Consider the following 23,647-nt stretch of genomic DNA (forward strand, 5'->3'; position numbering starts at 1 on the left):
CATCGACCGTTAAAGGGAACTGATCAGGCGTTCCACCCGCTCGTCCACCGCCCGGAACGGGTCCTTGCACAGGACGGTCCGCTGGGCCTGGTCGTTGAGCTTCAGGTGGACCCAGTCCACCGTGAAGTCCCGGCCCGCGGCCTGCGCGGCGGCGATGAAGTCACCGCGCAGCTTGGCCCGGGTGCTCTGCGGCGGGGTGTCCTTGGCCGCCTCGATCTCGCCGTCCTCGGTCGCCCGGTCCACCAGGTCCTTGCGCTGCAGCATGTCGAACAGCCCGCGGCCCCGGCGGATGTCGTGGTAGGCGAGGTCGAGCTGGGCGATGCGCGGGCTGGACAGCTCCAGCCCGTGCCTGCCGCGGTACCGCTCCAGCAGCCGGTGCTTGATCGCCCAGTCGATCTCCCGGTCGATCAGCGAGAAGTCCTGCTGCTCGATCGCGTCCAGCGCGCGACCCCACAGCTCAAGGATCCGCTCGGTCATCGGGTCCGACCCGCGCCGCGCCACGTGGTCGACCGCCCGGCCGAAGTACTCCCGCTGGATGTCCAGCGCGGACGCCTCCCGGCCGCCGGCCAGCCGGACCGTGCGCCGCCCGGTGAGGTCGTGGCTGATCTCGCGGATCGCGCGGATCGGGTTGTCCAGGCTGAAGTCCCGGAATTGCACGCCCTGCTCGATCATCTCCAGCACCAGGTTCGCCGAGCCGACCTTGAGCAGCGTGGTCACCTCGGACATGTTGGAGTCGCCGACGATGACGTGCAGCCGGCGGTACCGCTCGGCGTCGGCGTGCGGCTCGTCGCGGGTGTTGATGATCGGCCGCGAACGGGTCGTCGCGCTGGAGACGCCCTCCCAGATGTGCTCGGCGCGCTGCGACAGGCAGTACACCGCGCCGCGCGGCGTCTGCAGCACCTTCCCGGCGCCGCAGATGAGCTGGCGGGTCACCAGGAACGGCAACAGCACGTCGGCGATCCGGGAGAACTCCCCGGACCGGCCGACCAGGTAGTTCTCGTGGCAGCCGTAGGAGTTGCCCGCCGAGTCGGTGTTGTTCTTGAACAGGAAGATGTCTCCGCCGATGCCCTCGTCGGACAGTCGGCGTTCGGCGTCGATGAGCAGGTCCTCCAGGATCCGCTCGCCGGACTTGTCGTGGGTGACGAGTTGGACGAGGTCGTCGCATTCCGCCGTGGCGTACTCCGGGTGCGAGCCCACGTCGAGGTAGAGCCGGGCCCCGTTGCGCAGGAAGACGTTCGACGACCTTCCCCACGACACGACCCGCCGGAACAGGTACCTGGCCACCTCGTCCGGGGACAGTCGCCGCTGCCCGTGGAACGTGCAGGTGACCCCGAACTCGGTTTCGATGCCGAAGATCCGCCGCTGCATGGTTCCACACTAGGCGCAAACCCCGCTTTTCGGCGGTCCGCCGTTCGGGCCTCGTTGCAGGTCGAAAACGTTCGCCCAGCGAGATGTCACTCCTGGTCACCCTGGTAACCAGGGGATTCCGACCGTCGCACCCGGCGTCGGAAGGCTCACGCGTTGCGGCGATCTCGACCGAATTCGCAGGTAGCATCGCAGGGATGCGCGGGAGGTTGCGTCACACCATCAACGCGGTCGACGGCGAACTCGCACGCCGCAGTGCCCGGTTGCCCGCCTCAGTCGCCGATCGTCGGCTCAAGACGCTCAGCACGGCTGCGAACCACAGCGTGCTCTGGCTGAGCATCGCGGCGGTGCTGGCCTGCCGCAAGGGCGCTCCCCGGAGGGCGGCGCTGCGCGGCGTGGTGGCCATCGCGGGCGCGAGCGCGACGACCAACCTGATCGGCAAGCCGCTGTTCCCGCGGCGGCGCCCCGCCGCCGAGCTGATGTCGCAGCACCGCCGGCTCAACGACCCGCCCACGTCGTCGTCGTTCCCGTCCGGACACGCGGCGTCGGCCGCCGCATTCGCCACGGCGGCCGCGATGGAGTCCCCGGTGACCGGAGCTGCCATCGCCCCGGTGGCGGCAGCGGTCGCGTACTCCCGCGTGCACACCGGCGTGCACTGGCCGACCGACGTCGTGTGCGGCGCCGCGCTCGGGGCGGGCGTGGCGTGGGCGACCAGGCGGTGGTGGCCGGTACGACCGGACACCCCCGCCGCCGGCAGCCACCCGGCCGGGCTCCCCGCGCTCGAAGACGGGGACGGGATGCTGGCGCTGGTCAACCCCGGCTCCGGAAACGGCCAGCCCGCCCCGGAGCAGTGGGTCGGCGAGCAGTGGCCGAAGGCCGTGGTCGTGCACCCGGGGCCGGATGCCGACCTGGTCGACGGGCTGCGCGAGCAGCTCGCCCGCGGCGGCGATTCCGTCCGCGCCCTGGGTGTGGCCGGCGGCGACGGCACCGTGGCCGCAGTGGCGACGGTGGCGTCCGAGCACGGCCTGCCGCTGGCGGTGGTCTCCGCGGGCACGCTCAACCACTTCGCCCGCGACATCGGGGTGGGCGACCCGGCGGCGGTCGCCGAATCGGTCTCCACCGGCTCAGGGGCCACCGTCGACCTCGGCGCGGTCGCCATCGACGACGTCCCCGCCTGCCGCTTCGTCAACACCGCCAGCCTCGGCGGTTATCCGGACATGGTGCGCTTCCGCGAGAAGTGGGAACCGCGCTGGGGCAAGTGGCCGGCCGCTGCGATGGCCCTGATCCGGGTGCTCCACGAGTCCCGCCCGCTGGACGTGCAGATCGACGGCGAACGCCACCGGGTGTGGGTGCTGTTCGTCGGCAACGGCACGTACGCGCCACGGGGTTTCGCGCCGGCCTGGCGCCCCGGCCTGGACAACGGGACGCTGGACGTGCGCATGGTCCGCGCCGACCGGCGGTTCTCCCGGCTGCGCTTCGCGCTCGCGGCGATGACGGGGGCACTGCACCGCAGCCGCACCTACGTCGAGCGCCAGGTGTCCCGGATGGACGTCGTGGTGCGGGGAACGCCGGTCGCGCTGGCGACCGACGGCGAGGTGCACCGGCCGGGCCGGCGATTCTCCTTCACCACGCACGAGAACGCCCTGAACATCTACCGTCCGAACACAGTGGACTGACCGGCGTCGGTACTACTCGCGGCGCGCGAGCGCTAGGCCGATCTTGCGGTCGGCGGACCAGCACGGCGGCAACATCCAAGCGGTCATGACACCGACTGGGTGCCCGCTCCGGATCTCCGAGCGCGGCTGTGCCCACGACCTACTGGCAGCCGAGAAGCACGTGCTCGGCGCCCTGTACACGCACCAGACAGCTCCCGATACCTGTGGCACACCGCTACCGAAAGAAGTAAGCCATTCGGATGACTTTCGGGCAAAACAGATGACCTGTTGTAATGATTAAGATCAAATGGCCTGAGTGATCAGTGCAGTCAGGTGAAGTGGTGAGCATGGCGTTGGATCCGAACCAGCACCAAGGCGTCTTCGGCGAGGCGTTCGTCGCGGTGCTGGCAACGGCTGCGGGATTAACGGTTTCGAGACCGTATCCGGACGTGACGGGCGAAGACTTCACGCTCGGCCATAAGGGCCGACTCGTAGGCCGCAGGCATCCGAAGATAGATGTCCAGGTGAAGTCCTGGTCCCGGTCGCAAGCCACCTGGCGTGACGGTGTCTGGAAATACCGGATGCAGGCGAACCACTTCAACGATCTCGCCGACTCGGCGCTTCCGCTACGCCGGTACCTTTTCCTGGTGATCGTCCCCGCGGACGCGACTCAGTACGCGGTGGGTGGGGAAGGACAGCTCATCTTGAGCCACGCCGCCTACTGGGTTCACTTGCAGGGACGGGACTTGGTGGATCCGTCGGTCCAGGCAACCGTGTCGGTGGACGTGCCCGCGACCAATCTGCTCACCGTGGATTCACTGCGCGACCTCATCGAGGGCAAGGATGACGAGGAGGTTCGCCGATGACTTCCTACCCGGACGCAGATCTGCTCGTCGCAGTGAAACCCGAGGACATCGCCACCTATCTACGGGCATCAGGTTGGTACGAAGCCGACCACTACAACCAAGCGACGATCTGGACACACGGCCCCGCGGGGAACGAGACCGACGTCCTAGCTCCGCCCAACAACACGTTCCGCGACTACCCGCGGCGGATGATAGAACTGCTCGCCACGGTGGCGGACGTCGAGCAGCGCGAACCCGCCGACGTGTTGCAAGACTTACTGTCGGTTCAGGTTGACGTCCAGTACATCCGTACCATGCCGGACTCGCCCAGTGGTACGACTCCGCTGCATCACGGTTATCAGGCAGTCAAGGGAGTTCACGACCTTTTCCTATCCGCCGCGGCGTCGGCACACCTACCTGAGCCGATGGCCGTGCTGCCCAGCCAGAAACCGCCGGAAGCGTGGGATTTCATCGGCGGCGTCCGGCTAGGGCAGACGGCTCCTGGTAGCTACATTTTCCGCGTTGAAACACCGCTGACGGGTGCTGGCAGCCCGGCCGGCTCGCCATCGCGGAGAGTCCTGGACCATCTCCACCTGGCCATGAATTCGGCGCACAGAGCAGCCGCAGACACCGACCTGCCCGACGGCTCAAGGCCGTTCGCCGAGCATATCGCCAGTGGTGTGTCAGCCAATCTATGCGAGGCGTTGAGCAGTATAGGTGCGCTCGGGAACAGCGCGTTCGAGATCAAGTTCGCCTGGGCCGCGACGCTGCCGATGGAACGGCCCACCCCAGATCTTCACTTCGACACCGAGTCGATCAGCCGCATCAAGAAGGCCGGCCAGTACCTGAGGGATTTGCCTGCGCACCGAGAGGCTCAGATCGAGGGACGGGTCGTCGAACTTCGCAGCTACCGACCGGACAAACAGGGCGTGGTCGTGATAGCCGGGGTGCTGACGACGCCGCAGGGCCGATCAACGGAGCGGGTCCTTGTTGTCCTGCCCAACCGGTACTACGAACTGGCTCACGAGTCCCATCCGGGCAGGAAGCGGGTGCGCGCGGTTGGTCTGGTGAAAACCTCCGGAAGGCAGCCAGAGCTGAGCGCGGTCACCGAGTTCGAGGTGCTCGAGGACTGACCGCTGCGCCGGTGAAGAACGCGAGCCCAGAGTGCGCGAGCGTGTCGACGAGCAGGGCCCGGTCCAGGAAGTGATTTCCCCGCTCACAGCTGGTTTCTGAAGCGAACAGACACGCATGGCAGGCCGCACCGTGCAACCGGCCGTGCGTTGTCGGATCATGCTCTGAGCACAACGGGTCTGAACTGCACCGCGTCGCCGCGTCGAGTGCACGTTCTATCAGCTGACCAAGCCTTTCCTTGCTACCGAGCGACACCAAGCCGCCCAACGTTCCCTCGCTGTCCGGTGCGGCGGTGTAGAGCAGGATGCCCGCCATCGGAGCGGGCCCGTCGGTCGCGTAGATCCGTTCACCGATGCCGGCCGCGCTGTATCCGGATTCCAGTGCGAGCTCACGAATAAGCACATGGGCTACCGTGTGCAGCAGAACGTAGCGAAGTCCGGGCCAGTCGTTATCGGGAAGTCGGCGCTGTTGGCACCACTTCTTGAATGCGGGGATCAACACGGTGCGCTCGCGTTTCAGCGCCTCCGAGTTCCGTTCCCACGTCGCTACTCGTTCCTCGTTGAATCGCAGGAAGATCCCCTCGCCACGCATCTCCGCACACGGAACCCAGCTCGGATCTGCGCTGGACAGAGGTGCAGACCGATCGCTAGGCGTGTCCTGCACGTCCCACTCCGGCGCATCGATGCGGGTGAACCCGTAGAGCGCCGCCACCTCGCGCAGCCGTGGCACCAGTACGACTCTGTCCAGCCATTTCCTGGCCGTCTGCGGCACACCCTCGTGCTTGGTGGTGAAATCCGGAAGATTGACGGTCTCGGCGTCGGTGAACGCCTTCCACTCCGGTGTCCGAAGGTCTTCAACTGCGTCCTCGGCCGAGCCGTCGGTGTCCGCGTGCCGCTTGAGTGCCTGCCAGACAGCGTCGGGGCCGTAGGGCTCCAGCTGCGGCCAGCAGGTCTGCGTGGGCATCAGCCGCTTCGCCGTTGCCGCATCGAGCGCGGCGAGCAACTGCAGCTGTTCGGCGTACTCCGCCACGAGATGATCGATCGGGTTCTTGGCGCGCGGCAACGTGATCGCACGCAGCTGCATGGGAAACCAGCTGTTCGTCGCGCCCAACACCAGTGTGCGGGTTTGCCGTGCGCATTCACTGAATGTCCCGAGATGCGGGTGACGTCCTCGACAGGCCGGCAGGTTCTGCTCGGCGGCCTCCCCGAATGCCTCCGACATGGGGCGGCTCGCGCACCCGTCTTGGTCGCACGTGACGAACACATCAGCGGCCTCACCGGTGCTGCCGGTTTCGCTCATCTTCAGTGAATGCCCCGGCCCGGGTTCCCCTCCACGATGCACGAAATACAACCATGGGAAGTCGTCGAGATGTCCGTCCTCGCAGGCCAGCACGAAACGGGCCGGGACCGCGACCGGGCGGCCGTATCCCTTTCCTCGGCAGTCGTGAACGAAGCGGGTCTGCTCGGGCCGGACCACGTTGTCCAGGCGATAAAAGAGCCCGTCTCCTACCCGCCCGAGCCGGCCACAGTTCGTGCACCGGAGCCAGCCCGGAAAGAGCCCGACCGGAACGCCCACTCGCGTCCATTCGGCGAAGGGGTCCCAGGTTTCCGGCAGGTAGGGCGGGAGCCGCAACGTATCGACTTGGTTGCCGAGCTTGGCGCGAACGGCGGCGAGGAGGCGCTCCTCCGGTACGGTCCGGGATCGTTCAAGGTTCCAGTAGTCGAGCCCGAGCATCACCACGGACAGATTGGGCAGGTCGGCCATCGCGCCCACACCATAGGTGTGCAGCAGCTGATTCGGGCGAAGCGCCCCGACCCGGATCTCCCGGTCGGTCCCCACCTCGGTCACTGGTACTCCTCGTCGTTCGACGGCGGCCGGAACGGTGGTTCGGCGGTGTCCGTGTCGGTTGGTCGCAGTAGCAACGGAATCGCGGGCTCGACGTCGCGCAGCGAGTTGGGGCAGGTTGTCTTCCACCACGTCCCCTCGGAGGGATGGTGCAGAAGTCCCGCGATGTCGTCGGCCTTCGGCGGTTTCGAGTATGCGAGCCGACGGCCCGAGGTCAAGCGCTGCTGATTCCAATGGCGCAGCCGGTCCTCGAGTTCAGTTTCCACTCGCTGCCCGATCGCCCGTTCCCGGCTGGCGTCCTTGGCCCTGCGTTTGAGGTAGCCGACGATGTGGTCGGCCACCTCGGAATCGCGGTCGAAATCCTGGGCGCGCAGGTTGCCGTTGTATGCCAGGTTGCGTCCGCGGACCAGGGACACCAGCACGCCGGTCAGCCCGCGGTCCACGGCTCGTTCTGCGAACGGTGTGACCGATAGCGCTTCGACGTGGCGGTAGGCGGTGGCGTGGAAGTGCTCGAAACCTTCGTAGTGCGACAGGTCCCGTGGGCGCGCCCAGTTGTACACCGTGAACACGAGTCCGGGCGCGGCACGGCCTACACGGCTGGTCGCCTGGATGTATTCGGCGGTGGACTTGGGCTGGTTGCACACCACCATCACGCCGAGCCGGGACACGTCGACACCGACCGCGATCATGTTCGTCGCCAGCAGCAGGTCGATCGGGCGGGGCGTGTCACGCCTGCGCGGAAAGGCAACCGACAGCCGGTCCAGCAGGGGCCTGATCTCGTCGGACGACAGCCGTGAGGTCAGCTCCCTTATTTCCAGGTCGAATCGTTTGGCCAGCCCCCGGGCGTCCGCTCGCTTGAGGCGGCTGCTGACGTCGTCGTCGGCGAGCCGGCGCATCCCACCGAGGTCGCGAAGGCTGTTGAAGTAGCCGACCAAGGTCATATACGGGTCGGTAATCGGGTTGCGTCCGTACTTGTCGTGCAGCCGCTGGGCGGCGCCGAGAACCGACACGTAAACGCGGATCATGGTGGACTTGATACGGGTGCCATGCGCGCAGATCCCAACATACCGCCGTCCTGGCTGCTTGGCGGTGTCCCGTTGACGGGCGAAGAAGTTGTCGGCGGCGGTCAGCCCGGCGGGCGGGAACACCTGAGTTTGCCGGTCGAACAGCGAACTGATCTGCCGGTTGGCGCGTCGAACCGTGGCGGTACTGGCGACAACCTTCGGCCGCACCATGCGACCTGTCTCAGGGTCGCGCCAACTCGCCAGGCGGTCGACGGCGCTCTCGTAGAGCCCGACCAGGGAACCCAATGGCCCGGTGATCAGGTGCAACTCGTCCTGAATAATCAACTCCGGCGGACGGAGCCTGGCACAGCCGACGGTCCGTGCCGCCGGGGCGTCGTTCGTCGCTGGATGCCGGGTGCTCTCCCAGTCGGTCGCCGCGATGTCCTCGGTGACGTAGCCGTGCCGTTCGCACCGCTTGCTGACCGCGCCGAACAGAGTGGCCGTCTCGCCCTGCCACGGTAGCTGGGCGAACTTGTCCACGGTGCCGATCAGGAGAGCCGGCGGGTGCCGGTAGATCTCCTCATCCACCACCAGAATCGGCAAGCCTTCGACCGACAGCACTGTCCCGAATGGACAGAAGACGTCCGGGCAGATCACCCGGGTCCGGCGGTAGGTCTTGACGTCCACACTGATGTCGCGCCCCGGCTCGATGGCACTGCCGCACCAGGGGCAGCTGGTGAGCTGATGCGGCGAGCCCTGGCCACGCCCGGTCCGGCCACGCTGGCGCTTGAGTTCCTTGAGCCAGGTCTCGGCTTTGTCCGTCTTGTTGGGGGTGACCCGGGCACCGACCCAAAGGCCGATGCGGAAGGGCTTTTCTCCCCAGGTTCCCGGTTCCTCGCGCCGGAGCTTTTCGGCGGCACAGATCAACGTGGTGGCACGTTCGAACTGCTGAATCGTCAGCAGCCGCAGTGTGTAGCGCATCAGGACGGCGACACCGCCGTGCGCATCGAGGTCACCGTAGCTGGGCTGAAGCCTGCGGACCGCGATGGTGAACGCGGTCAGCCCGAGGTACGCCTCGGTCTTACCACCACCGGTCGGGAACCACAGCAGGTCGGCGATGGACTGTTCCCTGGTGCCGGAGCGTTCTGGGTGTTGCGGGTTGGCCAGGGCCGGCAGGTTCAGCAGGACGAACGCGAGCTGGAATGGCCGCCAGCGCGGTGTGTCGGCCGGCGGTGACCTCAGCGGCGATGTCGGCGAGACCCCGGCTCGGTTCGACCCGCCGTTTAGCTGCGATCTGGGTATGTAGCCGCTGGAGATGCATCGCGCGGTTGGCGAAGGCGCACGCCCGCCGTGCGGTGTCGTCGTGTAGCGACCTGATGCCAGCCTCGATGCGATCGGCAGCCGCGCCTGCCACGGCGAGGTTGTCGCGTGCGGTTTCGGCGAAATCGTCAAGGTGCTGGTCGGTTTCCTCGATGGCCGCCAGATTGCGCTTGATCCATGACCGGTACCCGCTGACCAGCGGTTCAAGGACTGCCGTGAGCTGCCCGGCACCGGCTTCGGCGAGCTCGGCGAGCCGGTTCATGCCCAGTTCGAGATCGGCAAGCTCGGGAAGGTCAGGGTCGGTATCCGGGCGCGGGACATCGGTCGGGGAATCTCGTATTCCGGCATGCTGCGGGTGCGGATCTTCGTTGCCCGCATTGGGTTGTCCCCGGAGATGGTGGCGTGCACCGCGGTGCCACTGCCGGTCGCGAACTCCGGATGGAATCGGTAGGCCATGGCGAGCCGGCGTTGCTCCGCCCGGTCGTCGGCATCGCTGCCCTGGTCTCGGTCGGGCCGGGGCAGGAATGCGGCCGCACCGGTCGGGCTTTCGGCCGCCAGCTCGACCTGGAAGACCCACGACGGGGCATGCCGTTTCTTGTCGGGTTGACTCTGCTGATTTTCCAGGAACAACGACACCAACCAGTTGCCTTCGACGCGTCTGATCCGGCCGCGTACCACGACATCCGGTTGATCCGGGTCCGGCGCGGTGGGTTCGAAGTCGCCCTCGGCGACGAGCGGCACCGGCACCGTTCCGCCCGCTTGAACGCGCTTCCACACCAGGCGTCCAGCGGTGTCCTCGCGCTCGGAGCGCACCTGCTCGTATCGCGCCCACCTCGCGGTGACCGAAGCTGGACGACGTCGGCCAGCACGCGCGCGGTGAAGCCCATCGCCGATGGATTGAGGCTCGGCACGTTCGGCGAGCTGGGCTCCGGGTCGGGGTCCGAGGTGTCGGCGCCGTCGGCTTCGGCCAGATCTTCCTGGATATTCGGGTCGATCGTCTGGTTCTTCGGCGCCAGCCGCCCCAACGGGTACCGGTCAATGGGGTTCTCGCCGCTGAGGAACTCCTCGTCCTCGCCGCCGAGCGGGCCGTGCAGATCGGCCACGACGAGCCGCTGCAGTTCGTCGCGGATCTCCGCTTCGGTCGGTGCTTCGAGCACGGGCAGTTCATCCACGCGACGTACCGTAGCGAACAGGGCCGACAGCGGTTTGGGGGCCGGAACGTCAGGACCCGGTTGAAGAAGACCGATCGGTACCCGCGAGAGCTGCGCGATCTGCCAACAGCGTAGGCACCTGATTGTTCACGATTTGTGACCAATCCTTGCCGAAGTGGGGGTTTACCCGGTGAAAGACCGGGTGATTTTCGACGTGAGCGAGTTCGTCGAAGCCGTCTCAGTCAGGACAGTGTCACGCTAAAGTGTTGATCATTCTCGGGGGGAAGATCGCAGAGTCCAGAGGGGGCTGGGATGACAGAGGCGGCGGACATCGCCTTCACCGGAGCGCAGGAAGGCCTGCGGGCCATCGCGGCGCAGACACAGTGGATCAACCAGCAGGTGGGTGCCGGGAAACTCACCCTGGACCCCGAAGCGGCCGAGAAAGCCGCCAAACGCTGCGAAGACGAGAGCAACGGGTTGAGGACCCTGTTTGACGAGGCGCGAGCAATCGCCCGCGTTGAGGGGCTGGGCAACTACCCGGACGGCCAGCAGTTGGCTAAACGTTTCGAGGACAAAGCGAACGACCCGCAGGCTGGGGCGTTCGCGTTGATCCGGCAGATGCAGGCCGAGTTGAAGAAGCAAGCCGACGCTTTCCGGGCAGCTGCCAGGGACTATCGTGCCACCGACGAACAGAACGCCGACGACTTGAGGCGAGGTATGCAGTGAGTGTGTTCTCCCGGTCACTGATCGCAGGTGCCGCCGGCCTAGCCCTGGTTGGGCTTGCGGCGTGCTCTAACGGGAACCGCAGCGACGGCGACACGCAAAAGACGTCCACCTCTCCTGCTCCAGAGCGCGCGCTGGCGAGTTTCGACCCATGCACGTTTTTCAAAGCAGACGAGCTGACGTCCTGGGGCCTTCCTACCCAAAGCGAGACCTTCTCGCCCCTGAGCTTCGAGCCAGGCTGCAGGTGGGAAGGCAAAGAAATGTCTCTCACCTTGCAGAAGAACGCTGACGAGACCGTGGCTTCATACCGGGAAAACGGAAGTTGGGACTTCTACAACGACAAAACCTTTGGTGGTCGCACCGGCGCCCTGGCCGCTGAGGCTGGGGTGAGCGGCACCGGGGGCTGCACCGTCCTTGTCGACGCCGGCGGAGGCGTCGCGATTTACATGGTCAGCGGCGCCATGCAGGATTCCGTCGATGCGTGCGCCGAAGCGGAGAAGATCGCCAACCAGACCGCTTCCAGGTTCCCGAAGTGAGTCGTGAGTGCGAAAACCGGTAAGAGCCGGTTTTCGCACTCACGACACCTGACCTGCGACAACGTCCCCCAGCACCGGCCGCACCGGAGTTCGAAGACAGGCAGTGAGGCCACTGTCCTGGTGAGTCGACGGTGGCCGGGCGCGGGTGGGAGGGGTTCGGTGCGCCCGGCCACCGGAGGTGGGCCGATGCGGCGCGTCGGGGAAGGCAGTCGCACCGGCCCGGCTCGGGGGAGCCGTTTGGGGAGCGGAACTTCCGGCTTCTTACCGGAGCCCGCACTCGTGAAGGCTGTACCGCTAGGGGCGTAGGTGATGCCGTCCCGTGGGTTCGTCGGGGTCAAATTGCGGGAAACGAGGTGGCTCAGGCCGATATGGTCGCTCCACCAGGCAATCCTGTTCGGCTTCGCGTTCGGCATCGCGTTCGGCTTCGACCTGAGCGATGAGATCCCAGACGTTGTAGGCGCCTTCATCCGCTCCCACATACTGAACTCGGGTGAACAGCGGGGACCGCAGTGTGGAGGAGCTGGCGATCAGCGCGACGATGAGCAGGTTGATCAGCACGAGCGTGCTCAGCTGCAGCCAGAACATGGAATCTCCTTGATTGCGAAGGGCGAACGGGCGACGTAGCCGGTCAGTTGCGGTCGGCGATGATCCGCCAGCACTTCATGCAGGAGTCCTCGCGGATCCAGTCCACCTCGGTGCGGTCGTGTAGTTCGGCCGAGTCGGCCTCCGCACCGCAGTAGGCCGCGACCCGCTCGCCAGCCGGGGTTTTCTTCGCCGCGATGGGAAATGCGTGACGCCCGCCGGCCACCGGACGCCAGATGTAGGTCAGGTACTCGTTCACGGGTTTTCCCTTCACCGCCCAAGATCAGAACGTGAACGAAGATCTCGTGAAACTTCCACATTTGCAACTACGAAAACCTGATCAGCCGATTTTGCACACGAATGAGCGAATGCGCGGAAGTTTCAGCCTCTGTCATGATCGACACAGCGATCGGGATACGAGGAGGACACGATGGAAGAGCGGGTCAGTCCGACGGTGCGGCTGCGCAAGCTCACCCGGGGAATCCGGCGTTGGCGCGCGGAAGCCGGGCTGCGCCAGGACGATGTGGTGGCGGCACTGGACTGGTCGAAGGCGAAGCTCAGTCGTTTCGAGAACGCCGAGAAGGGCGCCGGCCCTGCCGAAGTCATTGCCTTGGCCACGGTTTATGGCGTCCCCGAAGCCGAACGCGACCAGTATGTCGCGCTCGCCTTGCAGGCCAGGCAGAAGGGCTGGTGGCAGCGGTATGGGCAGGACACGCTGGCGTCGAACTTCGAGGAATACGTCGGGCTGGAGTCCGAGGCGACCGAGGTACGGGAGTTCGCCGCGGAGCTGATTCCCGGCCTGCTGCAGACCGAGTGCTACGCCACCGAGCTCATCCGGGCGTGGATACCGACGGCCGATGAGGTCGTCATGAAGGAGCGCGCCGATCTGCGCGCGCAGCGGCAGGCGCGGCTGCGCGAGGCGGATCCGCTGACGCTGCGGACGGTCATCCACGAATCGGCGCTGCGCCAGCTCGTCGGCGGCCCCGAGGTGATGCGCGAGCAGCTCAGGCATCTCGTGACCAGCGCCAAGTTGCCGAACGTGGCGGTTCAGGTGCTGCCGTTCAGTGCCGGCGCGATACCCGCGCTCGGCGCGCCGTTCATCCTGCTGTCCTTCCCCGACCACGACGACCCGGACGTGGCATACGCCGATTACCTGACAGGTTGCCTCTATTTGGAGGACCCGACCGAAGTCGAGACGTATAACCTGAACTACAGCGCGCTGCGGGCCAAGGCGTTGAGCCAGAAGGAGTCGATCGCCTTCCTCAACCGGCTCGCCCGCGAGTTGTAGGCACAACAAGGGAGCACGTCATGTTCACCCCCGACTTCACCCAGGCGCAGTGGCGAAAGAGCAGCCGGAGCAACGGTGGTGGAGCTGCTTGTGTCATGGTGGCGCACGTCCCAGGGGCCGCCGGTGTCAAGGACAGCAAGCTCGGCGACGCCAGCCCAGTTCTCCCCTTCACGACCTCGGCGTGGTCGGCCTTCCTGCGCGACGTGCAGACCGGTAAACACGACCTGAGCTGACCGAATCTGACCGAGGGCTCCGCCCGATCTCGATCGGACGGAGCCCTCGGTTCAGAACAGGGTGCCAGGGGCGGGAAGAGGGCATCTTCCAGGTGCTTGCCGCTTGGCGAAAGGTGCCCTGCACCTGGGCACGATCGGGTTACTTGTCGTTCTCGGCCCCGTCGCCGGAAGTGGTGTCGCCGCCGTCGGACTCAGCGTCCGAAGCCTCTTCCGGCTTGGGCAGCAGCGCTTCCAGCGCCGCACCGGTGATCCGGCGGAACGTCCGGTTCGGCCGGGCGCGGTCGAGCACGGCGACCTCCAGCTGCTTGACGCCCAGCTCCCGCGAGCTCTCCCCGCCGGAGGACAGCGCGCGGATCGCGAGCTCGGCAGCGGCGGCCAGCTCCAGCCCGTCGCTGAAGGAATCCTTGAGCGTGCTGGCGATCGCGTCGGCCTGGCCGCCCATCACTACGTACTGCGGCTCGTCCACGATGGACCCGTCGTAGGTCAACCGGTACAGCTGGTCGGTTTCGGCGGTGAAACCGACCTCGGCCACGCAGATCTCCACCTCGAACGGCTTGATCTGCTCGGTGAAGATCGCCCCCAGGTGCTGGGCGTAGGTGTTGGCCAGCGACCGGCCGGTGACGTCCCGGCGGTCGTAGGAGTACCCGCGGACGTCGGCGATGCGCACGCCGGCCACCCGCAGCGCCTCGAACTCGCTGTAGCGGCCCACCGCCGCGAATCCGATGCGGTCGTAGATCTCGGCGACCTTGTGCAGCGTCGGCGACGGGTTCTCGGCGACGAACAGCACGCCACCGGCGTACTTCAGCACCACCACGCTGCGGCCCCGCGCGATGCCCTTGCGGGCCAGCTCAGAGCGCTCCCGCATCAACTGCTCGGGGGAGGTGTAGAACGGCATCGTCACAGCTGTGCACTCCTGGTTCGAATCAGCTCGCTGCAGGCGGGTTGGATCTGGCCTGGGTCAGCCGCCGGGGTTCTCCAACCGGCCGTTGACCACCTCGGTGGCGATCTCGGAGGTCCGCTCCTCGGGCATCCGCACGGCGCCGTCCGCGCCGGTGATCGTGATGACCGACGGGTAGATGCGCCGGGACACGTCCGGACCGCCGGTGGCGGTGTCGTCGTCGGCCGCGTCGTAGAGCGCCTCCACCGCGGAGCGCACCGCGGTGTCCAGGTCGGCGTCCGGGTCGAAGCGCTTCTTCAGCGCCGATTTCGCGAACAGCGAACCCGAACCGACCGCGTGGTAGCCGCCGACCTCGTCGTACCGGCCGCCGACGACGTCGTAGGAGACGATCCGGCCGGCGCGGTCGGGGTCCTCGGCCTCGGTGTCGTAGCCGACGAACAGCGGCACCACCGCCAGGCCCTGCATCGCGGCCGCCAGGTTGCCGCGCAGCTGGGTGGCCAGCTTGTTCGCCTTGCCGTCCAGCGAAAGCGGGATGCCTTCGAGCTTCTCGTAGTGCTCCAGTTCGACCGCGTACAGCTTGACGAGTTCCTGAGCCACACCGGCGGTACCGGCGATGCCCACCGCCGAATACGCGTCGGTGACGAACAGCTTCTCCATGTCCCGCTGGGCGATCAGGTTGCCCATGGTGGCTCGCCGGTCACCGGCGAGCAGCACGCCGCCGCGGAAGGCCACCGCGACGATCGTGGTGCCGTGCGGGGCCTGCACCGTCCCCTCCGGCACCGCCCGGCCGCCGGGCAGCAGTTCGGGCGCGGTGGCGCGGAGGAAGTCGGTGAACGAGGAAGACCCCGGCGTGAGGTAGGCGGCGGGCAGGGCCTGACCCGGGAACTGGGCCGAGCTCGGTTCCATCAGCGACATCGTCTCCCGATCGAAGGGCTTGCGACTTCGGTAGCACTCTAATCATGACCCGGCGCGCAGCGGGCGACGCCGGGCCGGAGGGGCCGGCCCGGAGCGGCCCGTGCGGACGGCGTCGGATCGGACCCGCGGACTACTGGCCGCCCTTCTGCACGTAGGCGCGGACGAAGTCCTCGGCGTTCTCCTCCAGGACGTCGTCGATCTCGTCCAGGATGGCATCGACGTCCTCGCCGAGTTTCTCGCGACGTTCCTGACCGGCGGCCTCCGGGCCCTGCTCTTCGTCGCCTTCGCCGCCGCCGTGCCGCTGCACCTTCTCCTGGGACATCTTGCCCTCCCGGTGGTTGCATTTTCGGGTGTTGTCCCCACAGCAGGGACCCCCTGCTGTGAACACTACCCATCCGACACCCGTTAGCCCACGCCCAGCCGGGCGGTATTCCGATCAACGCACCGGCCTGACGGGTGCGAAAACGTGGTTTTCCCGGAGTCTCACCCCTTGGTCAGGGAGTCGACCAGCTCCTCGGCGCTGGCCGCGGCCTCCAGCAGCGCGCCGACGTGGGCCTTGGTGCCGCGCAGCGGTTCCAACGTCGGGATGCGCACCAGGGATTCCCGGCCCAGGTCGAAGATCACCGAGTCCCAGGACGCCGCGGCCACCTCGGCCGGGTAGCGCTCCAGGCACCGGCCGCGGAAGTAGGCGCGGGTGTCCTCCGGCGGCGCGGTGACCGCGTCCCGCACCTCATCTTCGCTGACCAGGCGCTTCATCGAGCCGCGGGCGACCAGCCGGTTGTACAGGCCCTTGTCCAGCCGCACGTCGGAGTACTGCAGGTCGATCATGTGCAGCCGCGGCGACGCCCAGCCCAGGCCGTCGCGGGTCCGGTAGCTCTCCATCAGCCGCAGCTTGGCGGGCCAGTCCAGCCGGTCGGCGCAGTCCATCGGGTCACCGCCGAGGAGGTCCAGGACCTCGCCCCAGGTCTGCAGCACGTCGCGGGCCGTCCGCTCGGCGCCGCGCTCGTCGAGGTGCCGGGCGGCGCGCTCGTGATAGGCGCGCTGCAGGTCCAGGCCGGTGAACCGGCGCCCGTCGGTGAGCTCGACGGTCTGCTTCAGGGTCGGGTCGTGGCTGATCAGGTGCACGGCCTGCACCGGGTCGGCCAGCTTCAGGTCGTCGAAGCGCTGCCCGGACTCGATCATGTCCAGCACCAGCGCGGAGGCGCCGAGCTTGAGGTAGGTCGAGGTTTCCGCGAGGTTCGCGTCGCCGATGATGACGTGCAGCCGCCGGTACTTGTCGGCGTCGGCGTGCGGCTCGTCGCGGGTGTTGATGATGCCGCGCTTGAGGGTGGTCTCCAGGCCGACCTCGACCTCGATGTAGTCGGAGCGCTGGGAGAGCTGGAACCCGGCCTTCTCGCCCGCCTGCCCGATGCCGAGCCGGCCCGACCCGCAGATTACCTGGCGGGAGGCGAAGAACGGGGTCAGGCCGCCGATCACGGAGGTGAACGGGGTGCTGCGCGACATCAGGTAGTTCTCGTGGGTGCCGTAGCTGGCGCCCTTGCCGTCGACGTTGTTCTTGTACAGCTGGATCGGCGCGGTGCCGGGCACGCTGGCCGCCCGCATCGCCGCCTCCTCCATGACGCGTTCGCCGGCCTTGTCCCAGATGACCGCGTCCCGCGGGTTGGTCACCTCCGGTGCCGAATACTCCGGGTGCGCGTGGTCGACGTACAGCCGCGCGCCGTTGGTGAGGATGACGTTGGCCGCGCCGAGGTCATCGCCGTCCGAGCCGTTGGTCTGCTGCACCGCGGCGCTGAGGTCGAACCCGCGGGCGTCGCGCAGCGGCGACTCGACCTCGTAGTCCCAGCGCGCGCGCCGCGCCCGCGGGATGTCGGCCGCCGCCGCGTAGGCCAGCACGATGTGCGTGGAGGTCAGCACCGGGTTGGCGCTGGAGTCGCCCGGCACGACGATGCCGTACTCGACCTCGGTTCCCATGATCCGCCGCATACCACGCAGCGTACGGGGTATCACCGACCAAGCGGAGTGCCGCACGCCACAGGTATCGGACGGGTCCGAACCGTGACCCGATTCGGCGTAACGCGTGTGCCTCGAAGGGTGGATGCGACGATCGGGGAGAGTGGTTCAACGACCCGGATCCCCGCAATTTCCATTGAAATCGAAGGTTCGATTTCCATTGAAATTGCGGACCCACCCGGGGGAACGCCCTAGTGCCAGGGTAGGTCGGCTCGTTCGCCCCAGTAGGTCGCGGCGTCGCGGGCCAGCGGCCGGAGCGCGTCGATGTCCCGATCGGTCAGTTCCACCCGGCACGCCGCCAGGTTCGACTCGAGTTGCTCGACGCTGGCCGCGCCCATCAGCACCACGCCGACCCAGGGTTGGCGCAGGACGTGCGCGAGCGCGATGGCGTCGGGCCCCACGCCGTGCCGGTCCGCGATCTTGGCCAGCGCCGGTGGCGGGTCCACCGCGAGCCGCCCGTTGGCCAGGGTTTCCTTCACCAGCACCCGCCAGCCCCCCGTGTGCGCCTCGGCGAGGTACCGGCCCACGGACGGCTCCAGGGTGTTCCAGGTGGACTGCACGGCACCGAACAGCTGCCGCCCGCCGACCTCGATCTCCCAGGCGCGTTCGATGGTGTCGCCCTGCGCCGCGCCGCTGGTGGAGAAGCCCAGCAGCACCCCGGCGTCCCGGATCCGGGCCAGCTCGTGCTGCAGCACCAGGTCCTCGAACAGCGGGCTGCCGGTGGTCAGCGAATGCACCTGGTACAGGTCGATCCGGTCGCCGAGCAGCGTCCGGGTCTCCGCCCACTGGGTGCGCAGGCGTTCCACCGAGTGCTCTTTCACCTCGTGCACCTCGGTTTCGATGCGCCACTGCGCGACGTAGGCGTAGCCCCACTTGCTGGACACCGTGACGTCCTGGTGGCCGCGTTCGCGCAGCCAGTCCGCGAGGAACTGCTCGGCGCTGCCGTAGGAGCGGGCCGTGTCCACCCAGCGGATCCCGTTGGCGTACGCGGCGTCGAGCACCGTTCGGGTGCGTTCCCGCATCGCCTGCGCGGTGCGCTGCACGGGCAGCACATCGGCGCGCCCGACGTTGATGTAGGCGGGCCTGCCGAGCGCGGCGAGGCCGAGTCCTAGGCGCTGTACGGGTTGTTGGGCTGGGATCATGCCTGGAAAGTAACCGCTGTCACCGCGCCGCACAGCTCGGGGCTGCCACCCGCGCGAGGATGGCGGCCCCGGCTGCTTCCTTACCGCTTGCATTCACTTTGCCAAGACGACCATCGGCGGGTTCTGAGAGGTTTCCTGGCGAGGACGGCCCCTCCGCCGCGTATTGGACATACATCAGGAGGGGCACCCGCAGTCCAGGGAACCGCTCAGGTTCCGCTAAGCGACCACCCACCCAGACCATTCACCAAAAGGCTCTTACAGGTACTGGCCCGTGTTGGTGGCCGTGTCGATGGCCCGCCCGGACTCCTGGTTCTTCCCGCTGACCAGGGTGCGGATGTACACGATCCGCTCGCCCTTCTTGCCGGAGATGCGGGCCCAGTCATCCGGGTTGGTGGTGTTGGGCAGGTCCTCGTTCTCGGCGAACTCGTCGATGATGGCGTCCTGCAGGTGCTGCACGCGCAGACCCGGCTGGCGGGTCTCCAGCACCGACTTGATGGCCGCCTTCTTCGCCCGGTCCACGATGTTCTGGATCATCGCGCCCGAGTTGAAGTCCTTGAAGTACAGGACTTCCTTGTCGCCGTTGGCGTAGGTGACCTCCAGGAACCGGTTCTCCTCGGTCTCGGCGTACATCCGCTCGACCGTGGTCTGGATCATCGCCTCCACGCACGCGCCCTTGTCGCCGCCGAACTCCTTGAGGTCCTCCTCGTGGATCGGCAGTGTCTTGGTCAGGTACTTGGAGAAGATGTCCTTGGCGGACTCGGCGTCCGGGCGCTCGATCTTGATCTTCACGTCCAGCCGGCCCGGGCGCAGGATCGCCGGGTCGATCATGTCCTCACGGTTGGAGGCGCCGATGACGATGACGTTCTCCAGCCCCTCGACACCGTCGATCTCGCTGAGCAGCTGCGGCACGATGGTGGTTTCCACGTCGGAGGAAACCCCGCTGCCGCGGGTCCGGAAGATCGAGTCCATCTCGTCGAAGAACACGATCACCGGGGTGCCCTCGGAGGCCTTCTCGCGAGCCCGCTGGAAGATCAGGCGGATGTGCCGCTCGGTCTCGCCGACGAACTTGTTGAGCAGTTCGGGGCCCTTGATGTTCAGGAAGTAGGACTTGGCCTGACCGTCGTCGTCCCCGCGCGCGGCGGCGACCTGCTTCGCCAGCGAGTTGGCGACGGCCTTGGCGATCAGCGTCTTGCCGCAGCCCGGCGGGCCGTACAGCAACACGCCCTTCGGCGGCCGCAGCTGGTACTCGATGTAGAGGTCGGAGTGCAGGAACGGCAGCTCCACCGCGTCCCGGATCTGCTCGATCTGGCCGGCGAGACCGCCGATGTCCTGGTACCCGACGTCGGGCACCTCCTCCAGCACGAGGTCTTCGACCTCGGCCTTCGGCACGACGTCGTAGGCGTAGCCCGCCTTGCTGTCGACCAGCACCGAATCGCCCGCCTTCAGGCCGGACGCGGCCAGTGGTTCGGTGACCCACACCACGCGTTCCTCGTCGGTGTGGCCCAGCACCAGCGCCCGGGGGCTCTCCCCGGCACCGCTGGACATGAGCTCCCGGAAGGTGCAGACCTCACCGGTTTGCTCGAACGCACCAGCCTCCACCACCGTCAGGGCCTCGTTGAGGCGCACTGACTGGCCCAGTCTCAGTTCCTCCGTCTCGACGTTGGGCGACACCGCCACCCGCATCTTGCGACCAGACGTGAACACGTCGACCGTGCTGTCCTCGTAGCGGTGCAGATACACGCCGTAGCCGCTGGGGGGCTGGGCGAGCCGGTCGACTTCGTCGCGCAGCGCCATCAGCTGGCCCCGCGCTTCCTTCAGGGTCTCGGTGAGCTTGGCGTTCCGTTCGGTGAGCTGACTCACTCTCTCGGATGCCTCGGCCAGCCGCTTTTCCAGCAACCGGACCTGTTGGGGAGACTCGTTGAGCCTGCGGCGCAGCAGCGCAACCTCGTCCTCGAGGAGACGAATCTGGCTGCGGAGTTCGGAGCCAGCGCTGTACTGCTCGCCGCCCTCCTCAGGTCGGCTGCCGGGACGGTCGTGCTGCATGTCGGCACCCTCCTCCCGTGCTCGTACCACCACGGTACCGGCGATCACCGACGACGGCGGCGTCGTTGATGCCTGCCGGATCGCCCAGCGTGCCACAAAAATCCGCGAATACCCACGAGGTGGGCCAGGTTGGTACCCGTGGGTCGGGCGATTCCCCGGCCGGGCGGACACGTTGCGTTGACGATCATGGTCCGTTCGATACGTTCCGCGCCGGGTCGCTCGGCCCCTCGAGCACCGGTTTTCCGTGGCGCCACGCGGATCGCGGCGGTCGGCGGACATCCGGGTTAACCGATCCGGCAACCGGGTGGCATTGCGGCGGTCCGCACATTGGCACACGCAGCACTTCTCCCATCATTTGGAACAACTGCGCTCGGATACCACTCACGCCGGAGAAGAACGCTCCGTGACGTTTGGATGCCAAAAGTCCACTCCGTGCACCTTGCGCCGCGGGCTCTGATCTACTTACGGCCGCCGCGCGCACACCGCGGCCGCGAGACTCAACACCACTCCGGGGGAGGAGTTCATGACCTATCCGCCACAACAGCCTCAACCGGGCGGGTGGGGCCAGCAACCCGTGGGCAACGGATTCCCGCAGCAGGGCCCGCCGGGAACCCCGCAGCAGCAGCCCGCCTGGTACGGCAATCAGCACACCGGCTGGGGCCAGCAGGGGCAGGAACAGCCGCAGCAGGCTCCCATGGCCCCGCAATGGGGCAGCGAGTTCGGCCCCGGTTCCTGGCTCCAGGAACCGGGCGGCTTCGCCGACGTCGAGCCGCCGCAGCAGCAGAAGTCGAAGCTGCCGCTGATCCTCGGCCTGGTCGGGGCGCTGGTCGTAGTCGCCGGGATCGGCGTCGGGGTGTTCTTCTGGCTGGGCAGCGGCCCCGGCGAGGCCCGCCCGGTGGCCCAGGAGGTCGTGAACAAGGTCAACGCCGGTGACTTCGCCGGCGTCAGCAGCTTGTTCTGCCAGTCCAACAAGGCCCAGCTGGACAACGACATGGGCCAGCTCAAGCAGTGGAAGTTCAACATCAAGCTGGGCAACGTCACCGAGCGTGGCGACCAGGCCACCGCAAAGTTGACCGGAACCTACGAGGCCGACGGATCGTCCACAACTGTGGACCAGACGATGGGCCTGATCGTGGAGGACGGCACCTGGAAGGTCTGCCAACTCGACCAGTGAGCCCGCAATCTGAGAATTTCAAAACGGGGGAGGACCCATGACGTACCCACCGCAGCAGCCACCCGGACAGGGCGGCTGGGGGCAGCAGCCCGGCGGCCAGTACCCGCCCAGCGGTGGCCAGCCGCAGCAGCCCGGCGGCGCCTACCCGCCCAGCGGCGGCCAGCCCCAGCAGGGCTACGGGCAGCCGGGCGGCGCGTACCCGCAGAGCGGGCCGCAGCCGCAGCAGGGCTACGGCCAGCAGCCCCCGTACCCGCCGCAGGGCGCAGGGGTCGGCCAGCCGGGCTTCGACGCCCCGAAGAAGAAATCCCCGCTCCCCTGGATCCTCGGCGGCGTCGGCGGTCTGCTCGTCATCGGCCTGGTGATCATCCTGGTCGTGGTCTTCACCGGGGGCCCCGGCGACCCCCGGAAGGTCGCCCAGCAGGGCGTCGACATGATCAACTCCAAGGACTTCGCCGGTCTGCAGCCGCTGGCCTGCAAGAAGGACCAGGAAGACTTCCAGAAGATGCTGGACACCTTCGAAGGCAAGAGTGGCGAGTTCGACGAGCTCAAGGAATTCGGCGTCACCGACTCCGACATCCAGAAGCTGATCGACGGCATGAAGATCGAGATGCAGCTGGGCGAGGTCAAGGACAACGGCGACAACACCGCCACGGCCAAGATCACCGGCAACGTGAGCATCACCGCCGACGTCGAGATCATGGGTCAGAACGTGGCCGACATGATCCCCAACCAGCCGATCGATGAGGAGTTCAAGCTGGTCGTCGAAGACGGTTCCTGGAAGCTCTGCTGATCCATACCTGATCAATCGGTAGCGGCCCGCCCCGATCCCTGGAACCGGATCGCGGCGGGCCGCTTCACGTCAGCCCTTGCTCGGGCGGCGCTGCACCCGGGGTGGGGTCACGCCATCGGCCAGGCGGCGGGCGGTCAGGAGGAACGCCGTGTGGGCGACCATCCGGTGCTCGGGGCGGACCGCCATGCCCACCACGTGCCACGGGCGCAGGAGGGTTTCCCAGGCCTGGGGCTCCGTCCAGTTCTGCTGCTCGCGGATCGCCTCCGTGATCCGGGATAGCTGGGTCGTCGTGGCGACGTAGACGATCAGCACCCCGCCTGGGCGCAGCTTGCCGTGGACGGTTTCCAGGACCTCCCACGGCGCGAGCATGTCGAGCACCACCCGGTCGACCGGTTCGCCGTCGTACTCCTGCACGTCGCCCAGCTGCAGCGTCCAGTTGTCCGGCTTCTCGCCGAAGAACCGCCGCACGTTGCGCTCCGCGTGCTCCGCGTGGTCCTCGCGCACCTCGAACGACGTGACGCTGCCCTCCGGGCCGACCGCGCGCAGCAGGGAGCAGCTCAGCGCGCCAGATCCGGCACCTGCCTCCAGCACCCGCGCGCCCGGCCGGATGTCGCCCCACATCAAGATCTGCGCCGCGTCCTTGGGATAGATGACCTGGGCGCCGCGCGGCATGGACAGCACGTAGTCGGCCAGCAGCGGGCGCAGCGCCAGGAACGACGTGCCGCCCGCCGAGGCCACCACCGAGCCCTCCGGCTTGCCGATCAGGGCGTCGTGCGCGAGCGCACCGCGGTGCGTGTGGTACTCCCCTCCCCGCTCCAGGACGACCGTGTACTTGCGGCCCTTCGGGTCGGTCAACTGGACCCGGTCGCCGGGCTGGAACTCACCGCTGGCGGTGCTGCTCAACTGCTGCCTACTCTCCACGCTGGTACAGCACACCATCGTCGCAGAAGGGCCAAGGAGTATCCGGGGCGGCTTGCCCGGCGGCTTGCCCGGCGGT

The 23,647-nt window shown here is 67.5% G+C and carries 22 protein-coding genes; 9 read left to right on the forward strand and 13 right to left on the reverse strand.

Going from position 1 to position 23,647, the window contains the following annotated elements:
- Positions 1-9 precede the first annotated feature (9 nt).
- Positions 10-1,368, reverse strand: a complete 1,359-nt coding sequence (gene pafA / locus FDZ84_RS01890; protein WP_168584436.1) for a Pup--protein ligase — start codon at positions 1,366-1,368, stop codon at positions 10-12.
- Between the two features lie 194 nt (positions 1,369-1,562).
- Here pafA and FDZ84_RS01895 point away from each other — a divergent pair, with 194 nt between their 5' ends.
- From FDZ84_RS01895 to FDZ84_RS01905, 3 genes are all read left to right on the forward strand, one after another.
- A complete protein-coding gene (locus FDZ84_RS01895; RefSeq protein WP_168584437.1) occupies positions 1,563-3,041 on the forward strand; it encodes a bifunctional phosphatase PAP2/diacylglycerol kinase family protein in 1,479 nt (492 codons plus the stop codon).
- Between the two features lie 326 nt (positions 3,042-3,367).
- A complete protein-coding gene (locus tag FDZ84_RS01900) occupies positions 3,368-3,886 on the forward strand; it encodes a DUF4365 domain-containing protein (protein WP_246869109.1) in 519 nt (172 codons plus the stop codon).
- 32 nt (positions 3,887-3,918) lie between these two features.
- Complete coding sequence (locus FDZ84_RS01905; protein ID WP_210435392.1) at positions 3,919-4,998, forward strand: hypothetical protein; 1,080 nt, start codon at positions 3,919-3,921, stop codon at positions 4,996-4,998.
- Here the strand turns inward: FDZ84_RS01905 and drmB are convergent.
- From drmB to FDZ84_RS37595, 3 genes are all read right to left on the reverse strand, one after another.
- Positions 4,970-6,844, reverse strand: coding sequence for a DUF1998 domain-containing protein (gene drmB / locus FDZ84_RS01910; protein ID WP_210435393.1), 1,875 nt, complete (start codon positions 6,842-6,844; stop codon positions 4,970-4,972). The genes FDZ84_RS01905 and drmB overlap by 29 nt on opposite strands.
- The gene (gene drmA, locus FDZ84_RS01915) at positions 6,841-9,297 is read right to left on the reverse strand and encodes a DISARM system helicase DrmA (protein WP_210435394.1); all 2,457 of its coding nucleotides are present in this window, start codon (positions 9,295-9,297) and stop codon (positions 6,841-6,843) included. Before drmA ends, drmB begins: the two co-directional genes overlap by 4 nt.
- Positions 9,298-9,423: 126 nt before the next feature.
- Positions 9,424-9,978, reverse strand: coding sequence for a hypothetical protein (locus FDZ84_RS37595; protein WP_210435395.1), 555 nt, complete (start codon positions 9,976-9,978; stop codon positions 9,424-9,426).
- A 650-nt stretch (positions 9,979-10,628) separates the two neighbouring features.
- Here FDZ84_RS37595 and FDZ84_RS01920 point away from each other — a divergent pair.
- Together FDZ84_RS01920 and FDZ84_RS01925 are read left to right on the forward strand one after the other, a co-directional pair.
- A complete protein-coding gene (locus FDZ84_RS01920) occupies positions 10,629-11,042 on the forward strand; it encodes a hypothetical protein (protein WP_168584440.1) in 414 nt (137 codons plus the stop codon).
- Entirely contained in the window at positions 11,039-11,575 is a 537-nt protein-coding gene (locus FDZ84_RS01925) for a DUF3558 domain-containing protein (RefSeq protein ID WP_168584441.1), read from the forward strand. The genes FDZ84_RS01920 and FDZ84_RS01925 overlap by 4 nt, the downstream gene beginning before the upstream one ends.
- Before the next feature lie 294 nt (positions 11,576-11,869).
- Here FDZ84_RS01925 and FDZ84_RS01930 read toward each other — a convergent pair whose 3' ends face one another.
- Both FDZ84_RS01930 and FDZ84_RS01935 read right to left on the reverse strand, forming a co-directional pair.
- Complete coding sequence (locus FDZ84_RS01930) at positions 11,870-12,160, reverse strand: hypothetical protein (RefSeq protein ID WP_168584442.1); 291 nt, start codon at positions 12,158-12,160, stop codon at positions 11,870-11,872.
- 43 nt (positions 12,161-12,203) lie between these two features.
- Positions 12,204-12,416, reverse strand: coding sequence for a zinc finger protein (locus tag FDZ84_RS01935; protein ID WP_168584443.1), 213 nt, complete (start codon positions 12,414-12,416; stop codon positions 12,204-12,206).
- Between the two features lie 171 nt (positions 12,417-12,587).
- On the opposite strand from FDZ84_RS01935, the gene FDZ84_RS01940 reads away from it, so the two are divergent.
- Together FDZ84_RS01940 and FDZ84_RS01945 are read left to right on the forward strand one after the other, a co-directional pair.
- Positions 12,588-13,445: a helix-turn-helix transcriptional regulator gene (locus FDZ84_RS01940; RefSeq protein ID WP_168584444.1), complete on the forward strand. Its 858-nt coding sequence runs from the start codon at positions 12,588-12,590 to the stop codon at positions 13,443-13,445.
- Between the two features lie 20 nt (positions 13,446-13,465).
- On the forward strand, positions 13,466-13,678 hold the full coding sequence (locus FDZ84_RS01945; RefSeq protein WP_168584445.1) for a DUF397 domain-containing protein: 213 nt from the start codon (positions 13,466-13,468) through the stop codon (positions 13,676-13,678).
- Between the two features lie 139 nt (positions 13,679-13,817).
- Here the strand turns inward: FDZ84_RS01945 and prcA are convergent, their stop codons facing one another.
- The 6 genes from prcA to arc form a co-directional block, all read right to left on the reverse strand.
- Positions 13,818-14,579, reverse strand: a complete 762-nt coding sequence (gene prcA, locus FDZ84_RS01950; protein ID WP_168584446.1) for a proteasome subunit alpha — start codon at positions 14,577-14,579, stop codon at positions 13,818-13,820.
- A gap of 57 nt (positions 14,580-14,636) precedes the next feature.
- The gene (prcB, locus tag FDZ84_RS01955; RefSeq protein WP_168584447.1) at positions 14,637-15,482 is read right to left on the reverse strand and encodes a proteasome subunit beta; all 846 of its coding nucleotides are present in this window, start codon (positions 15,480-15,482) and stop codon (positions 14,637-14,639) included.
- 139 nt (positions 15,483-15,621) lie between these two features.
- The gene (locus FDZ84_RS01960; protein ID WP_010310552.1) at positions 15,622-15,813 is read right to left on the reverse strand and encodes a ubiquitin-like protein Pup; all 192 of its coding nucleotides are present in this window, start codon (positions 15,811-15,813) and stop codon (positions 15,622-15,624) included.
- Between the two features lie 161 nt (positions 15,814-15,974).
- Entirely contained in the window at positions 15,975-17,474 is a 1,500-nt protein-coding gene (gene dop, locus FDZ84_RS01965; protein ID WP_168584448.1) for a depupylase/deamidase Dop, read from the reverse strand.
- 218 nt (positions 17,475-17,692) lie between these two features.
- Complete coding sequence (locus FDZ84_RS01970) at positions 17,693-18,643, reverse strand: aldo/keto reductase (protein ID WP_168584449.1); 951 nt, start codon at positions 18,641-18,643, stop codon at positions 17,693-17,695.
- A 255-nt stretch (positions 18,644-18,898) separates the two neighbouring features.
- The gene (gene arc / locus FDZ84_RS01975) at positions 18,899-20,686 is read right to left on the reverse strand and encodes a proteasome ATPase (protein ID WP_168589730.1); all 1,788 of its coding nucleotides are present in this window, start codon (positions 20,684-20,686) and stop codon (positions 18,899-18,901) included.
- Between the two features lie 523 nt (positions 20,687-21,209).
- Here arc and FDZ84_RS01980 point away from each other — a divergent pair.
- Both FDZ84_RS01980 and FDZ84_RS38475 read left to right on the forward strand, forming a co-directional pair.
- A complete protein-coding gene (locus FDZ84_RS01980) occupies positions 21,210-21,860 on the forward strand; it encodes a hypothetical protein (protein ID WP_168584450.1) in 651 nt (216 codons plus the stop codon).
- A 37-nt stretch (positions 21,861-21,897) separates the two neighbouring features.
- Positions 21,898-22,650, forward strand: coding sequence for a hypothetical protein (locus tag FDZ84_RS38475; RefSeq protein WP_168584451.1), 753 nt, complete (start codon positions 21,898-21,900; stop codon positions 22,648-22,650).
- A 69-nt stretch (positions 22,651-22,719) separates the two neighbouring features.
- On the opposite strand, the gene FDZ84_RS01990 is transcribed toward FDZ84_RS38475, so the two are convergent.
- The gene (locus FDZ84_RS01990; protein WP_246868733.1) at positions 22,720-23,553 is read right to left on the reverse strand and encodes a tRNA (adenine-N1)-methyltransferase; all 834 of its coding nucleotides are present in this window, start codon (positions 23,551-23,553) and stop codon (positions 22,720-22,722) included.
- Positions 23,554-23,647: the final 94 nt, after the last annotated feature.

The organism is Saccharopolyspora sp. ASAGF58, assembly GCF_012277335.1.
In the GTDB taxonomy this organism is placed as follows: Bacteria; Actinomycetota; Actinomycetes; order Mycobacteriales; family Pseudonocardiaceae; genus Saccharopolyspora; species Saccharopolyspora hattusasensis.

Excerpts from the sequence above, each read along its gene's own strand:
- pafA (WP_168584436.1), bottom strand. The coding sequence starts at position 1,368 with ATGCAGCGGCGGATCTTCGGCATCGAAACCGAGTTCGGGGTCACCTGC.
- FDZ84_RS01895 (WP_168584437.1), top strand. The coding sequence starts at position 1,563 with ATGCGCGGGAGGTTGCGTCACACCATCAACGCGGTCGACGGCGAACTC.
- FDZ84_RS01900 (WP_246869109.1), top strand. The coding sequence starts at position 3,368 with ATGGCGTTGGATCCGAACCAGCACCAAGGCGTCTTCGGCGAGGCGTTC.
- FDZ84_RS01920 (WP_168584440.1), top strand. The coding sequence starts at position 10,629 with ATGACAGAGGCGGCGGACATCGCCTTCACCGGAGCGCAGGAAGGCCTG.
- FDZ84_RS01930 (WP_168584442.1), bottom strand. The coding sequence starts at position 12,160 with ATGTTCTGGCTGCAGCTGAGCACGCTCGTGCTGATCAACCTGCTCATC.
- FDZ84_RS01940 (WP_168584444.1), top strand. The coding sequence starts at position 12,588 with ATGGAAGAGCGGGTCAGTCCGACGGTGCGGCTGCGCAAGCTCACCCGG.
- FDZ84_RS01945 (WP_168584445.1), top strand. The coding sequence starts at position 13,466 with ATGTTCACCCCCGACTTCACCCAGGCGCAGTGGCGAAAGAGCAGCCGG.
- prcB (WP_168584447.1), bottom strand. The coding sequence starts at position 15,482 with ATGGAACCGAGCTCGGCCCAGTTCCCGGGTCAGGCCCTGCCCGCCGCC.
- FDZ84_RS01960 (WP_010310552.1), bottom strand. The coding sequence starts at position 15,813 with ATGTCCCAGGAGAAGGTGCAGCGGCACGGCGGCGGCGAAGGCGACGAA.
- dop (WP_168584448.1), bottom strand. The coding sequence starts at position 17,474 with ATGCGGCGGATCATGGGAACCGAGGTCGAGTACGGCATCGTCGTGCCG.
- FDZ84_RS01970 (WP_168584449.1), bottom strand. The coding sequence starts at position 18,643 with ATGATCCCAGCCCAACAACCCGTACAGCGCCTAGGACTCGGCCTCGCC.
- arc (WP_168589730.1), bottom strand. The coding sequence starts at position 20,686 with ATGCAGCACGACCGTCCCGGCAGCCGACCTGAGGAGGGCGGCGAGCAG.
- FDZ84_RS01980 (WP_168584450.1), top strand. The coding sequence starts at position 21,210 with ATGACCTATCCGCCACAACAGCCTCAACCGGGCGGGTGGGGCCAGCAA.
- FDZ84_RS38475 (WP_168584451.1), top strand. The coding sequence starts at position 21,898 with ATGACGTACCCACCGCAGCAGCCACCCGGACAGGGCGGCTGGGGGCAG.